The organism is Aquincola agrisoli (assembly GCF_036621135.1).
GTDB lineage: Bacteria > Pseudomonadota > Gammaproteobacteria > Burkholderiales > Burkholderiaceae_C > Aquincola > Aquincola agrisoli.
The window spans coordinates 13,112-26,144 of sequence record NZ_JAZIBG010000003.1; the positions used below are offsets into that span (position 1 = coordinate 13,112).

12 protein-coding genes are annotated in these 13,033 nt (G+C 71.9%); 10 read left to right on the plus strand and 2 right to left on the minus strand.

Annotated elements, in window-relative coordinates; all coding sequences use genetic code 11:
• Nucleotides 1–20: 20 nt before the first annotated feature.
• Nucleotides 21–362 (minus strand): thioredoxin family protein, encoded by a 342-nt coding sequence (locus tag V4F39_RS00510; RefSeq protein WP_332287268.1) that lies wholly within the window; start codon nucleotides 360–362, stop codon nucleotides 21–23.
• Nucleotides 363–510: 148 nt separating this feature from the next.
• Here V4F39_RS00510 and V4F39_RS00515 point away from each other — a divergent pair, with 148 nt between their 5' ends.
• The 4 genes from V4F39_RS00515 to V4F39_RS00530 all read left to right on the plus strand — a co-directional run bounded on the left by V4F39_RS00515 (nucleotide 511) and on the right by V4F39_RS00530 (nucleotide 4,831).
• Nucleotides 511–1,116, plus strand: coding sequence for a (2Fe-2S)-binding protein (locus V4F39_RS00515; protein WP_332287269.1), 606 nt, complete (start codon nucleotides 511–513; stop codon nucleotides 1,114–1,116).
• Complete coding sequence (locus tag V4F39_RS00520; RefSeq protein WP_378235136.1) at nucleotides 1,113–2,165, plus strand: FAD binding domain-containing protein; 1,053 nt, start codon at nucleotides 1,113–1,115, stop codon at nucleotides 2,163–2,165. Before V4F39_RS00515 ends, V4F39_RS00520 begins: the two co-directional genes overlap by 4 nt.
• Entirely contained in the window at nucleotides 2,162–4,477 is a 2,316-nt protein-coding gene (locus tag V4F39_RS00525; RefSeq protein WP_332287270.1) for a xanthine dehydrogenase family protein molybdopterin-binding subunit, read from the plus strand. The genes V4F39_RS00520 and V4F39_RS00525 overlap by 4 nt, the downstream gene beginning before the upstream one ends.
• An 84-nt stretch (nucleotides 4,478–4,561) precedes the next feature.
• Nucleotides 4,562–4,831: a GlsB/YeaQ/YmgE family stress response membrane protein gene (locus V4F39_RS00530; protein ID WP_332287271.1), complete on the plus strand. Its 270-nt coding sequence runs from the start codon at nucleotides 4,562–4,564 to the stop codon at nucleotides 4,829–4,831.
• A gap of 62 nt (nucleotides 4,832–4,893) precedes the next feature.
• Here V4F39_RS00530 and V4F39_RS00535 read toward each other — a convergent pair whose 3' ends face one another.
• Nucleotides 4,894–5,181 carry a hypothetical protein gene (locus V4F39_RS00535; protein ID WP_332287272.1) on the minus strand — a complete coding sequence of 96 codons (288 nt, stop codon included), beginning with the start codon at nucleotides 5,179–5,181 and terminating at the stop codon, nucleotides 4,894–4,896.
• 109 nt (nucleotides 5,182–5,290) lie between these two features.
• Between V4F39_RS00535 and V4F39_RS00540 the strand changes: the two genes are divergently transcribed.
• The 6 genes from V4F39_RS00540 (at nucleotide 5,291) to V4F39_RS00565 (ending at nucleotide 12,941) form a co-directional block, all read left to right on the plus strand.
• Nucleotides 5,291–6,625, plus strand: a complete 1,335-nt coding sequence (locus V4F39_RS00540) for a DUF3422 family protein (RefSeq protein WP_332287273.1) — start codon at nucleotides 5,291–5,293, stop codon at nucleotides 6,623–6,625.
• A gap of 112 nt (nucleotides 6,626–6,737) precedes the next feature.
• Nucleotides 6,738–7,919, plus strand: a complete 1,182-nt coding sequence (locus tag V4F39_RS00545; RefSeq protein WP_332287274.1) for a DUF3182 family protein — start codon at nucleotides 6,738–6,740, stop codon at nucleotides 7,917–7,919.
• The gene (locus V4F39_RS00550) at nucleotides 7,906–8,733 is read left to right on the plus strand and encodes an alpha/beta hydrolase family protein (RefSeq protein WP_332287275.1); all 828 of its coding nucleotides are present in this window, start codon (nucleotides 7,906–7,908) and stop codon (nucleotides 8,731–8,733) included. The genes V4F39_RS00545 and V4F39_RS00550 overlap by 14 nt, the downstream gene beginning before the upstream one ends.
• A gap of 230 nt (nucleotides 8,734–8,963) precedes the next feature.
• A complete protein-coding gene (locus V4F39_RS00555) occupies nucleotides 8,964–11,042 on the plus strand; it encodes an NAD(+) synthase (RefSeq protein ID WP_332287276.1) in 2,079 nt (692 codons plus the stop codon).
• Nucleotides 11,039–11,320, plus strand: coding sequence for a DUF427 domain-containing protein (locus tag V4F39_RS00560; RefSeq protein ID WP_332287277.1), 282 nt, complete (start codon nucleotides 11,039–11,041; stop codon nucleotides 11,318–11,320). Before V4F39_RS00555 ends, V4F39_RS00560 begins: the two co-directional genes overlap by 4 nt.
• A 13-nt stretch (nucleotides 11,321–11,333) precedes the next feature.
• Complete coding sequence (locus V4F39_RS00565; RefSeq protein WP_332287278.1) at nucleotides 11,334–12,941, plus strand: sensor histidine kinase; 1,608 nt, start codon at nucleotides 11,334–11,336, stop codon at nucleotides 12,939–12,941.
• The last annotated feature ends 92 nt before the right edge of the window (nucleotides 12,942–13,033 follow it).

The following is a 13,033-nucleotide window of genomic DNA, read 5'->3' on the forward strand; positions in this document are numbered from 1 at the left end:
GGCGGGCCGCCGCCGGAGGATCAGCCCGCGCCGGAGGCCTGCGCTAGGCGCAGCAGCGCCTGGGCGACAGGCGCCGGCGCATGCGGCCGCACCAGCCGCTCGACCTCGCGCCCATCCTGCAGGAACACCAGCGTCGGCCACAGCCGGACGCTGAACGAGCGCCCCAGCGGGCGGCCCGGGCCGTCCTCCACCTTCAGGTGGCGCACGCCCGGCTGCGCCGCCAGCGCTTCGGCTACCGCGGGCTGCGCCGCCTTGCAGAACCCGCACCAGTCGGTGCCGAACTCCAGCAGCGTGGCGCCCTCCAGGGCGGCGATCTCCTCGCGGGTGGGCTGGGTGACGGCGTAGGGCGTGTGCAAGCTCATGGGGCAGTCCTGTCGCAACGGTTCGTGGCAGAAGCGGCTGCGGCAAGCGCCGTGCCAGTCAGACAGCGCTTGCGCCGCCCTCCGGGCGCCCGCAGGAACGACGCTTGCCACGCCACGGACATCACAACAGCTCCCCGCCGTCGACGCCATGCCCCAAGCCGCTCCCGCCCACGCGTCCGCTCCCCCGGACATCCCGGAACGCAGGGTGCGACTCCACATCAACGGCACGCCGCAGGACGTGGTGGTCGCGCCGTGGGTCACGCTGTTGGACCTACTGCGCGACCACCTCGGCCTGACCGGCAGCAAGAAGGGCTGCGACCACGGGCAATGCGGCGCCTGCACCGTGCTGCGCGACGGGCGGCGCATCAACGCCTGCCTGGCGCTGGCGGTATCGCTCGACGGGCAGGCGATCACGACGGTGGAGGGCCTGGCCAGCCCCGACGGGCACCTGCACCCTTTGCAGCAAGCCTTCATCGACCACGACGCCTTCCAGTGCGGCTACTGCACGCCCGGACAGCTGTGCTCCGCCGTGGGCCTGCTCAACGAGGGGGGCGCCGCCACGCCCGAGGCGCTGCGCGAGCTGATGAGCGGCAACCTGTGCCGATGCGGCGCCTACCCGCAGATCCTCAAGGCGGTGTCGACGATCGCGCTGCAGCCGCTGGCAGGCGATGACGAGGCCGACGCCGTGCTGCCGCTCGACCCGCCCGAGCCGGTCGTCGCGGTGGCCGATGGCGCGACGAAGGTGCAGGCATGACGCCGTTCGAGCACGTGATGCCGGACAGCGTGGCGGGCGCGCTCGCGGGCATGCAGGACCGCCCCCCGGGGGAGCACGCGAGCTTCCTGGCCGGCGGCACCAACCTCGTCGACCTGATGAAGTCGGGCATCGCCCAGCCCGGCCGCGTTGTCGATCTCCGGCATGTGGCGCTGCAGGCGATCGAGCCCACCGCCGACGGGGGCCTGTCGCTGGGCGCGCTGGCGACCAACGCCGACACCGCGGCCCACCCCCTCGTGCGCTCGCGCTACCCGTTGGTGGCCGCGGCCCTGCTCGCCGGTGCCTCCCCGCAGATCCGCAACATGGCCACCAACGGCGGCAACCTGCTGCAGCGCACGCGCTGCAGCTACTTCTACGACACGCAGGTGCCCTGCAACAAGCGCGCGCCGGGCAGCGGCTGCCCGGCGCGGCGCGGGCTGGCGAAGTCGCTCGCGATCCTGGGCACGAGCGAGTACTGCATCGCGACCCACCCGTCCGACTTCTGCGTGGCGCTGGCCGCGCTGGATGCCACGGTGCACGTGGAGTCGCCCCGGGGGAGCCGCACGATCCCGCTGACGGCCTTCCACCGCCTGCCCGGCGACCAGCCCGAGCGCGACACCGAGCTGTCGACCGGCGAGCTGATCACCCACATCACGCTGCCGCCGGGGCCCTTCTCGCAGCACAGCAGCTACCTCAAGCTGCGGGAGCGGGCGTCCTACGCCTTCGCGCTCGTCTCCGTCGCCGCGGCCCTCGCCGTCGGGCCCGACGGCCACGTGCGCGCGGCGCGCATCGCCATCGGCGGCGTCGCGCCCCGGCCCTGGCGCGTGCCCGAGGCCGAAGAGCTGCTGGTGGGCCGGCCGGCGACGCCCGCCTCGTTCGCGCTGGCGGCGCAGCGCATGCTCCAGGGCGCCAGCCCGTCCGGCGCGAAGGGCACCGACAACGCCTTCAAGATCCCGATGGCCGAGCGCGCCGTGGTGCGCGCGCTGGAAGTGGCCCTGTCGGGCGAACTCGGGCACCTCACCCGGCAACAGCCCCGCCAGGAGGCACCATGAACGACCGCAGCCGCGACACCTTCTTCACGCTGTTGCCGCCGCCCCCGCAGGTGGCGCTGGGCATGGAACTGCCGCGCCTGGACGGCCACGCCAAAGTCACCGGCGCCGCACGCTACGCCGCCGAGCATCCGCAGGCGGGGCTGCTCTACGGGGTGGTGGTCAACACCGCCGCCGCACGAGGCCGCATCGAGCGCATCTCGACGCGGCGCGCGCTGGCCGTGCCCGGCGTGGTGGACGTGCTGACGCACGAGAACCGGCCGCGCATGCGCTCGCTCGACCTGTTCTACAAGGACATGACGGCGCCGGTCACCGGCTCGCCGTTCAAGCCGCTGCACGATGCGCAGGTGCACTGCAGCGGCCAGCCGGTGGCCCTGGTGGTGGCCCGCAGCTTCGAGGCCGCACGCTACGCCGCCACGCTGGTGGAGGTGGAGGTGGCCGCCGAGCCTCACGAGACCGACCTGCTCGCCCAGCTGCACACGGCGCGCCAGCCCAGCGCGCTGCGCGCCGGCTTCAAGTCGCCGCCGAAGCAGCGCGGCGACGCCGACCGCGCCTGGCATGCCGCGCCGGTTCAGGTGGACGCCGCATTCCACCTTCGCCCCGAGCACCACAACCCGATGGAGATGCATGCCACGACGGTGCTCTACGCCGCCCGGGGCCCCGCCGGCAAGGGCAGCCACCTGACGATCCACGACAAGACGCAGGGCTCGCAGAACGTGCGCTCGGTCGTCTCGCGCGTGTTCGGCCTGCCGGAGAGCCGCGTGACGGTGCGCAACACCTTCGTCGGCGGCGCCTTCGGCTCCGGCCTGCGGCCGCAGTACCCGCTGCTGCTGGCGGTGATGGCGGCGCTGAAGCTCAAGCAGTCGGTGCGGGTGGTGCTGACGCGGCCGCAGATGTTCACCTTCGGCCACCGGCCCGAGCTGTGGCAGCGCGTGCGGCTGGGCGCGCAGCGCGATGGCCGCCTGACCGCGCTGCTGCACGATGCCGCCGGCACGACCTCGCGGCGGGAAGACCACGTCGAGGTGGTCGTGAACTGGTCCGGCCAGCTCTACCGCTGCGACAACGTGCGGCTGGACTACAAGCTCGTGCCGCTCGACCTGCACAGCCCGATGGACATGCGTGCCCCCGGCGCCGCGCAGGGCGTGCATGCGATCGAGGTGGCGATGGACGAGCTGGCGCACCGCCTGGGCATGGACCCGCTGGCGCTGCGGCTCAAGAACTACGCCGAGCACGACGCCAACGAGGACCTGCCCTTCTCGAGCAAGGAGCTGCGCGCGTGTTACCAGCAGGCCGCGCAGCGCTTCGGCTGGGAGCGCCGGCCGCCGCGGCCACGCGCCTGGCGGCACGGCCGCGAACTGGTGGGCTGGGGCATGGCCACCGGCACCTGGGACGCGCTGCAGATGTTCGCGCGGGTGCAGGCCGTGCTGCAGGCCGACGGCCAGCTCGTGCTGCGCACGGCGGCGAGCGACATCGGCACCGGCACGCTGACGGTGATGACCCAGATCGCCGCGGCGGCGATGGGCCTGCCGCTGTCGCAGGTGCGCTTCGAACTGGGCGATTCGACGCTGCCGGTGGCGCCGGTGGAGGGCGGTTCATCGCACGTGGCGACGGTGGGATCGGCGGTGCAGGGGGTGTGCGAGCGGCTGCAGCGCCGCCTCTGGTCGATGGCACGGCAGCAGCCCGGCTCGCCATTCGCCACCGGCCGCTTCCACGACGTGGGCTTCGCCGACGGCTGCATGCACCTGCGCTTCGAGCGCGACGTGACGGTGCGGCTGACCGACATCCTTGCCGCCGCGGGCCACAGCACACTGGAGGAGAAGTACCTGCTGTTGCCCGCGGTGCTGAAGCAGCGCAAGTACACCCGGGCGGTGCACTCGGCGGTGTTCTGCGAGGTGCACGTCGACGAGACGCTGGGCACCGTGCGGGTGACGCGCGTCGTCATCGCGGTGGCCGCGGGGCGCATCATCAACCCGCTGACGGCGCGCAGCCAGGTGATCGGCGGCGTGGTCTGGGGGATCGGCCAGGCACTGCACGAGGAGACGCTGGCCGACCACACGCTGGGCCGGTTCATGAACCACGACCTCGCGCAGTACCACGTGCCGGTGAACGCCGACATCGGCGACATCGAGGTGGTGTTTGTCGAGGAGAAGGACACCATCGCTAGCCGCCTGGGCGCCAAGGGCGTGGGCGAGATCGGCATCGTCGGCGTCGCCGCCGCGGTGTGCAACGCGATCCACCACGCCACCGGCCGCCGCATCCTCAGCCTGCCGATGACCCCCGACAAGGTCATGGCGCCGGACGTAGGCCAACGCTGACGCGCGATGGCGGTACCGCCCGACGGTGCCCGCGGACCGCCCTCCCTACGCTTGCCACATCTCAACACGCATCAGGAGCGATACATGAACCTCATCATCTGGCTGGTCGTCGGCGGTCTCATCGGCTGGGTTGCCAGCATGATCATGCGCACCGATGCGCAGCAGGGCGTGATCCTGAACGTCGTGGTCGGCATCGTGGGCGCGATGCTCGGCGGCTGGCTGCTGTCGCCGCTCGTCGGCGGCGGCACGATCAACAGCAGCGACTTCAGCATGATGGGCCTGCTGCTGTCGCTGGGCGGCGCGATCATCCTGCTGGCGATCGTCAACCTGATCCGCCGCGGCAGCGTGCGCTGACGCACCGCGACGTCCCGCACGGCGACGCCGGCTCCGCGCCGGCGTCGCCGTTCTTGTTACTGTCAGCCGAACAGCATGCGCGCCGCCTGGCAGGCGCCGAGCAGCAACCCGCACACCGCGAGGTGAACGATGCGGTGGCGCCAGCCGGCGGCGAAGTCGATGCCCAGGCGCACCGACAGGCTGCCCCACAGCATCACCAGCAGCAGCGCCGCGGCCTCGGGCCGTTCCAGCGCGTGGCCGCCGGCGGACAGGAGCCCCACGAGGGCGATCCACAGGCCGCCGCCCATGACGGTGGCGGCAGTGATTTCATTGAACCCTGGCTTGCGCAGGGAAATACCGACGACTTGCATGGCCGCAAGCGTATCCGCAGCGGCTTCCGGCCAATCGCCGGAAGTGTTGCGGATCCGCGGCCGTTTGTTGCAGGCACACTGGGCGGGCCGCCGTACCCCCGTGCCCGCCATGCCCGACGCTCCCGCCCCGCCCCCGGCCTCCGCCCTGCCACCCGACGATGAGCTGCGGGCCTCGTTGCACAACGAGGTGCACGCCCGGCCGTCGGCGCGCATCCGGCTGCCGGCGCTGGTGATGACCATCGCGGTGTTGAACCGCGACGTGTCGCGCGAGGAGGAGTGCGCCCACCTGCGCCGCCTGCCTGGCCAGGGCGAGCTGTCGGTCGACGACCTGCAGGGCAACTTCCTGCGTCTGCGCTTTGCGGACCACACGCTGAAATGGGAGCGGCACACCGAGTTCACCCGCTACGCGCTGGTGCAGCCGCTGCCCGTCGGCGCCGGCCTGGGTGCGGAAGACCCGGACCTGCTCACGCCGCTGGTGCTTGACGCCGGCTGGCTGCGCGGCCTGCCCGGCCGCACGGTGGCGGCGACGCAGCTGGTGATGCTGGAGCACGACATCACGCCGCCCGATGGGGCGCTGGCGCTGGCACAGCGCTGGTTCGGCGGCCACACCGTCGTCGCCTCGTTGATGGGCCAGGGCCATTCGATGGCCGTGACCGACTTCCGGCTGCGGCCCGACGGCTTCGAGCGCATGCTGGTGGTGGCGCCGCCCGGCACCTCCGACACCCGCGCCGGCCGCATCTCGCAGCGCCTGCTCGAGCTGGAGATCTACCGCCTGATGGCGCTGCGCGGCCTGCCCGTCGCCAAGGCGCTGGCGCCGGTGCTGGCGGCGTCCGAATCGGCGCTCTCGGCGGTGACGGCGCGCCTGGAGGCGCGCCAGGAGCCTGAAGCCGCGCTGCTCGACACGCTGATCCACGTGGCCGCGCGGGTCGAGCGCGCGACGGCGGAGCACCAGTACCGCTTCTCCGCCACCCAGGCCTACGACGCGCTGGTGCGCCAGCGCCTGGCCGAGCTGCGCGAGAAGGCCATCCCGGGCACCCAGACGCTGGGCGAATTCATGCAGCGGCGCCTCTCGCCCGCCATCGCGACGGTGGCGGCCACGGCGCAGCGGCTGCAGTCGCTGTCGCAGCGCATCGAACGCACCAGCGCATTGCTGCGCACCCGCGTCGACATCGCCACCGAGGCGCAGAACCAGCAGCTGCTGGCCAAGCTGACGCGGGGCCAGTCGCTGCAGCTGCGGCTGCAGTCCACCGTCGAGGGGCTGTCGATCGCGGCGATCTCGTACTACGTGGTGAGCCTGCTGCTTTACAGCGGCAAGGCGCTGAAGGCGGTGGGCGTGCCGGTGCACCCCGAGCTGGCCGCAGGAGCGCTGATACCGCTGGTGCTGTGGTCGGTGTGGAAGGCGACGCAGCGCATCCATGCCCGGCTGCACCACGAGGGGGACTGAGCGCCGCCGCGCGGCGCCCTCCTACAGGCGATGCACGCGGCCACCGGCAGGCCGGCCGGCACCTGCCGCGCACAGTGGCGCCATCTGCCACCGCCTTGGACGGAGACCGACGATGACGACTGCCCTGCTCACCGCCGCCCCCACCCCCGACATCGGCGCGGTTCTCGCCGCCAGCGCGCTGCGCCCGACCGTCGTCTTCGGCTGCAGCGGCCCCGACGCGCAGCCCGACGGCCACGACCAGCGCACCAAGGCCTCCGTGGCCCGGTCGCTGGCCGATCTGCTGGAACTGGAGTTCGGCGGCCTGCACGATCCGGCAGAACACGCAGGCCGGCCGCTGTATGTGGTGCCCGGCCAGACGCTGACCAGCCTGCAGGCAGCCCGTGAACTCGGCATCGAGTCGCCCGACCACTTCTTCGGCGGCGTGGTGCCCCATCCCTTCGTCGCCACCAAGCTGATCACGCACCCGCTGGTGCGCCCCGGCGCGCAGGCGCCTCGGGGTTGGTCGGCGGCCTACGGCGAGGCGGTGCGGCCGGTCGTGCTGCCGGGCTACTCGGTCTTCGCGCCGGAAGACGCCCGCACGGCCGCCGAACGCCTGCTCGAGCACGGCGGCGTGCGGCTGAAGAACCCCGACGGGGTCGGCGGCCTCGGCCAGCAGGTGATCGAGGACATGGCTTCGCTGGAGGCGTGGCTCGACGAGACCGATCCGCAGGCGCTGCGGACCCACGGCGTGGTGCTGGAACGCAACCTGTCGCAGGTGGAGACGCTCAGCGTCGGCCAGGTGCGGGCGGGCCGGTGGCTGGCCTCGTACGTCGGCACGCAGTCCCTCACCCGCAACCACCGCGGCCACGAGGTGTATGGCGGCTCCACGCTGACGGTGGTGCTGGGCGACTTCGAGGCGCTGCAGCAGATCGGGCTGGCAGCGCCGTTCGCCACCGCGGTCGAGCAGGCGCTCACCTACCACCGCGCCGCCGCGCGCTGCTACCCCGGCTGGCTCGCCACGCGGGCCAACTACGACATCGCCCAGGGCCTGGACGCGCAGGGGCAGTGGCAGTCCGGCGTGCTGGAACAATCCTGGCGCATCGGCGGCGCGAGCGGCGCCGAGGTCGCCGCGCTGCACGCCTTCAAGGCCCAGCCGTGGCGGCGCGTGGTGCGGGCGTCCACGCACGAGGTGTACGAGGAGGATGCACCGGTGCCCCCGGGCGCGCAGGTGCATTACGACGGCGTCGATTGCCACGTGGGTCGGGTCGTCAAGTACGTGACCGTGGAGGAGAACGAGGCGCATGCCGACGATTGACGAGAGCATCGCGATACCGGTCGACGAAGGCAGCATCGCCGGCACCTTCGTGACGCCGGGCACGCTGCTGCCCGGCGTGCTCTTCATCCACGGCTGGGGCGGCAGCCAGGGCCAGTACCTGGCGCGGGCGCGGCAGATCGCCGCGCTCGGCTGCATCTGCCTGACCTTCGACCTGCGGGGCCACGCGCAGACGCGGCCTCAGTTCGAGACCGTCTCGCGGGCGAGCAACCTGCGCGACGTGCTCGCCGCGTACGACCGGCTGGCCGAGCGCCGCCACGTCGACCGCTCGTCGATCGCCGTCGTCGGCAGCAGCTACGGCGGCTACCTGGCGACCATCCTGACGACGATGCGTCCGGTCAAGTGGCTGGCGCTGCGCGCGCCGGCGCTCTACATGGACTCGGGCTGGGAAGTGCCCAAGCTGCAGCTGCACAAGGACCAGGACCTGCGCGCCTACCGCCGCAGCCTCGTGGCCTTCGGCGACAACCGGGCCCTGCAGGCCTGCCACGACTTCGACGGCGACCTGCTGCTGGTGGAATCCGAACTGGACACCATCGTCCCGCGCGCGGTGCTCACCAGCTACCGCGAGGCCGGCAAGAACGCGCGCTCGCTCACCTACCGCTGCCTGGCGGGCGCCGACCACGGCCTGGCGCGCGAGGCTGACCAGCGGGCCTACACCTCGGTGCTGGTGGGCTGGCTGCAGGAAATGGTGTTCGGCGAGCGCGCGAACGCGCTGGCGCCGGTCGTGCAGGAAGCACCTCACGAGCCGGAAGCACCGCCCACGCCGGCCGCACCGCAGCCGGCGGCGCGCACCTGAAGCAGCCGTCCCCCCTGCCGCACGGCCGCCGCCCACGAAGCCGGCACCGGCGCCAGGGTTTTCCCGTTGCAGTCGGTACCGGGGTGCCGATGATCTGCGCCAATGACAATAGTGGCCGCTGGCTTCCACACGGCCGTCGACCTGTGGCAATGTCGATCGTGACCGACGGCCGGGACGCCTCCGCACCGAAGCCCCTCTTCGCCAACCGCAAGCCCGTACCGATCCCTCCGATGACCGAGCCGCCGACCTTCTTCCACCCCGCCGCCCACGGCTTCGTGCGCGCGGCGGTGGCCGTGCCCCGCGTGCGCATCGCCGACCCCGCCTACAACGCCGGCGAGACGGTGCGGATGCTGCGGGAGGCCGCGGCGCAGGGCGCCTCGCTGGTGGCCTTCCCGGAGCTGGGCCTCTCGGCCTACACCTGCGACGACCTCTTCCACCAGCGTGCGCTGCTCGATGCCTGCGAGGCGGCGCTGGCCGCCGTGGCGGAGGGATCGCTCGGGGTGGGCGCGGTCGCCGTCGTCGGCCTGCCACTGCGGGTGCGGCACAGCCTGTTCAACTGTGCGGCGGTCGTCTTCGACGGCCGCATCCTGGGCATCGTCCCGAAGACCTACCTGCCCAACTACGCGGAGTTCTACGAGGCGCGGCAGTTCAACCCCGCGGCCCACGCGCTGGCCGGGGAGGTCACGCTGGCCGGGCAGGCCGTGCCCTTCGGGACGCAGCTGCTGTTCGAGGCCGAGAACCTGCCGCTGCTGCGCTTCCACGTCGAGATCTGCGAGGACGTGTGGGTGCCCATCCCGCCGTCGTCCTACGCCGCGCTGGCCGGGGCCACGGTGCTGGTGAACCTGTCGGCGTCGAACGTCACGATCGGCAAGTCGGGCTACCGGCACCAGCTGGCCAGCCTGCACTCGGCGCGCTGCCTGGCGGCCTACCTGTACACCTCGGCCGGCACCGGCGAATCGACCACCGACCTGGCCTGGGACGGACAGGCGCTGATCTACGAGGCGGGCGACCTGCTGGCTGAATCGCCCCGGTTCGAGCCCGGCGCGCACTGCAGCTTTGCGGACATTGACCTGGAGCGCCTGTCGCGCGAGCGCATGCGCCAGACGAGCTTCGGCCAGTCGGCGGCGGTGCACGCCGACGAGGTCTCGCGCATGCGCACGGTGGGCTTCACGCTGCCGCTGCCGGCGCCCTCGGCGCTGCGCCGCACCGTGCAGCGCTTCCCGTACGTGCCGGCCCACCCCGCCACGCGCGACGAACGCTGCGAGGAGGTCTACCTGATCCAGGTGCGCTCCCTCGTGCAGCGGCTGGAGACCAGCGGCATCGGCAAGCTGGTGATCGGCGTGTCCGGCGGGCTCGATTCGACGCACGCGCTGCTGGTGGCGGTGCGGGCGATGGACGACATGGGCCTGCCGCGCAGCAACGTGCTGGCCTACACGATGCCGGGCTTCGCGACCAGCGAGCGCACGCTCGCCCAGGCGCGCGAGCTGATGGCCGCGGTGGGCTGCAGCGCCGGCGAGATCGACATCCGACCGAGCAGCACGCAGATGCTGAAGGACCTCGGCCACCCGTATGCCGAGGGCCAGGCGCAGTACGACGTGACCTTCGAGAACGTACAGGCCGGCGAGCGCACCAGCCACCTCTTCCGCCTGGCCAACCACCACGGCGCGCTGGTGCTGGGCACCGGCGACCTGAGCGAGCTGGCGCTCGGCTGGTGCACCTATGGCGTCGGCGACCACATGTCGCACTACAACGTCAACGCCAGCGTGCCGAAAACACTGGTCAAGCACCTGGTGCGCTGGGTGGCCGAGAAGTCCGACGCGCGCACGCGCCAGGTGCTGGAAGCGGTGCTCGACACCGAGATCAGCCCCGAGCTGGTGCCGTCCGGCGCGGCCGAGGCCGGGCAGCCGGCGCAGAGCACCGAGGGCACGCTGGGGCCGTATGAGCTACATGACTTCGCGCTGTACTACACGCTGCGCTTCGGGTTCGCGCCGTCGAAGGTGGCCTACCTCGCCTGGCACGCCTGGCACGACGCGGCGGCGGGCGCATGGCCGGACAGCCCGCTGGTGGCGCGCAACGCCTACACGCTGGCGCAGATCAAGCAGCACCTGCGCACCTTCGTGTTCCGCTTCTTCCAGACCAGCCAGTTCAAGCGCTCGTGCGTGCCCAACGCGCCCAAGGTCGGCTCCGGCGGCTCGCTGTCGCCGCGCGGCGACTGGCGCGCCCCGAGCGACGCGCATGCCACGACCTGGCTCGCCGAGCTGGCCAACATCCCCGACCAGGCACCCGACGACAAGGAGTTGAAACGATGAAAGCCATCTGGAACGGCACCGTGGTCGCCGAAAGCGACGACACCGTGGTAGTCGAGGGCAACCACTACTTCCCCGCCGCGTCCCTGAACCAGGCCTACGTGCTGCCCAGCAACACCAAGACCATGTGCTCGTGGAAAGGCCAGGCGAGCTACTACACGCTGTTCGTCGACGGTGACGCCAACCCGGATGCAGTGTGGTTCTATCCCGACCCGAAGGAAGCGGCCGGCGAGATCCGCGACCGCGTGGCCTTCTGGAAGGGTGTGCAGGTCGTCGAGTGACGGAGCAGCAACGATGAAACCCCTGCACATCCTGCACCTCGAAGACGACGCGATGGACGCCGACCTGGTCCAGCGCGAGGTCGCCCGCCTCGGCGGCGACCCGACGTGGCTGAACGTCGGCTCCGCGGAGGAGTTCTTCGACGCGCTGGAGAACGTGCAGTTCGATGCCATCCTCTCGGACAACTCCGTGCCGGGCATCGACGGGCTGAGCGCGCTGCAGGTGGCGCGGCAGCGGCTGCCGGGCATCCCGTTCGTCTTCGTCAGCGGCAACGGCGACCCGCGCTGGGCGGAGCACTGCATCGAGGCCGGCGCCACCGACTACGTGCAGAAAGGCGAGCTCTGGCGCCTGCCGAGTGCGCTGCAGCGGCTGCGCGACGCGCGGGAATCCGCCCGGCTGGCGACGCTCACGCGCGCCCGAGCGCTGCTGGTGGACCTGGTGAAGGAGCTGTCGCACGCACGCAGCGTCGAGGTGATCGCCGGCATCGTGCGCCGCGGAGCGCGTGCGCTGAACAGGGCCGATGGCGCCACCTTCGTGCTGCGCGACGGCGATCAGTGCCACTACGTCGACGAGGACGCCATCGGCCCGCTGTGGAAGGGCAGCCGCTTCCCGCTGACGTCGTGCGTGAGCGGCTGGGCGATGCTGAACCGGCAGGCCGCCATCATCCCCGACATCTACGACGACCCCCGTGTGCCGCATGACGCCTACCGCCCGACCTTCGTGAAGAGCCTGGTGATGGTGCCGATCCGGGCCGAGGCACCCATCGGCGCGATCGGCAACTACTGGGCGACGGCGCACGAGCCCACGCAGGACGAGGTCGAGCTGATCCAGGCGCTGGCGGATTGCACGTCGCTGGCGTTCGAGAACGTCGCCGCCTACGAGGGCCTGGAGCGGCGCGTCCGGCAGCGCACGGCCGAGCTCCAGGAAGTCAACCAGGAGCTGGAGGCCTTCACCTACTCGGTCTCCCACGATTTGCGGGCGCCGCTGCGGGCAGTGCAGGGCTACAGCGACCTGCTGCTGACCGACAGCCGGGTCGAGCTGCAGGGCCAGACGCTGACCTTCGTGCGCAACATCCACCGCTCGGCGCAGAAGATGCACACGCTGATCGAGGACATGCTGAGCCTGTCGAAGATCAAGCGCGCCGAGGTGCGCATGCGGCCGGTGGCGCTGGACACGCTGGCGCGGGAGATCATCGACACGCTGCAGGCCGGCGAACCAGACCGCAGCGTGCAGGTCGACATCGAGCCCGGCCTCATGGCGCAGGGCGACCCCGGCCTGCTGCGCATCGCCCTGCAGAACCTGCTTGCGAACGCCTGGAAGTTCACCGGCAAGCGCGCGGACGCCGCCATCGGCGTGTCGTCGGCACCGCCGGACGCCGACGGCCGGCCCGTGTACTGCGTCAGCGACAACGGCGCAGGCTTCGACATGGCGCACGCCCAGCAGCTTTTCGAGCCCTTCCGGCGGCTGCACCGCGAGGCGGACTTCCCCGGCACCGGCGTCGGCCTGGCCATCGTGCACCGCGTGATCCACAAGCACGGCGGGCACATCTGGGTCGACGCGGCCCGCCATGCCGGCGCACGCTTCTACTTCATGCTGCCGGGCCCCGCGGCGAAGCGCGGCTGAACCCGCCCGTCACACGCCCGGCGCCCCGGCCGGGTTATCGTAGCGGTACGCAACCCAACGGGAATGCGAACCGTTTGCGTTTATAGTCGTCC

What these genes read in the sequence shown, in the direction of transcription:
- V4F39_RS00510 (WP_332287268.1), bottom strand. Translation starts at nt 362, where the DNA reads ATGAGCTTGCACACGCCCTACGCCGTCACCCAGCCCACCCGCGAGGAG.
- V4F39_RS00515 (WP_332287269.1), top strand. Translation starts at nt 511, where the DNA reads ATGCCCCAAGCCGCTCCCGCCCACGCGTCCGCTCCCCCGGACATCCCG.
- V4F39_RS00520 (WP_378235136.1), top strand. Translation starts at nt 1,113, where the DNA reads ATGACGCCGTTCGAGCACGTGATGCCGGACAGCGTGGCGGGCGCGCTC.
- V4F39_RS00525 (WP_332287270.1), top strand. Translation starts at nt 2,162, where the DNA reads ATGAACGACCGCAGCCGCGACACCTTCTTCACGCTGTTGCCGCCGCCC.
- V4F39_RS00530 (WP_332287271.1), top strand. Translation starts at nt 4,562, where the DNA reads ATGAACCTCATCATCTGGCTGGTCGTCGGCGGTCTCATCGGCTGGGTT.
- V4F39_RS00535 (WP_332287272.1), bottom strand. Translation starts at nt 5,181, where the DNA reads ATGCAAGTCGTCGGTATTTCCCTGCGCAAGCCAGGGTTCAATGAAATC.
- V4F39_RS00540 (WP_332287273.1), top strand. Translation starts at nt 5,291, where the DNA reads ATGCCCGACGCTCCCGCCCCGCCCCCGGCCTCCGCCCTGCCACCCGAC.
- V4F39_RS00545 (WP_332287274.1), top strand. Translation starts at nt 6,738, where the DNA reads ATGACGACTGCCCTGCTCACCGCCGCCCCCACCCCCGACATCGGCGCG.
- V4F39_RS00550 (WP_332287275.1), top strand. Translation starts at nt 7,906, where the DNA reads ATGCCGACGATTGACGAGAGCATCGCGATACCGGTCGACGAAGGCAGC.
- V4F39_RS00555 (WP_332287276.1), top strand. Translation starts at nt 8,964, where the DNA reads ATGACCGAGCCGCCGACCTTCTTCCACCCCGCCGCCCACGGCTTCGTG.
- V4F39_RS00560 (WP_332287277.1), top strand. Translation starts at nt 11,039, where the DNA reads ATGAAAGCCATCTGGAACGGCACCGTGGTCGCCGAAAGCGACGACACC.
- V4F39_RS00565 (WP_332287278.1), top strand. Translation starts at nt 11,334, where the DNA reads ATGAAACCCCTGCACATCCTGCACCTCGAAGACGACGCGATGGACGCC.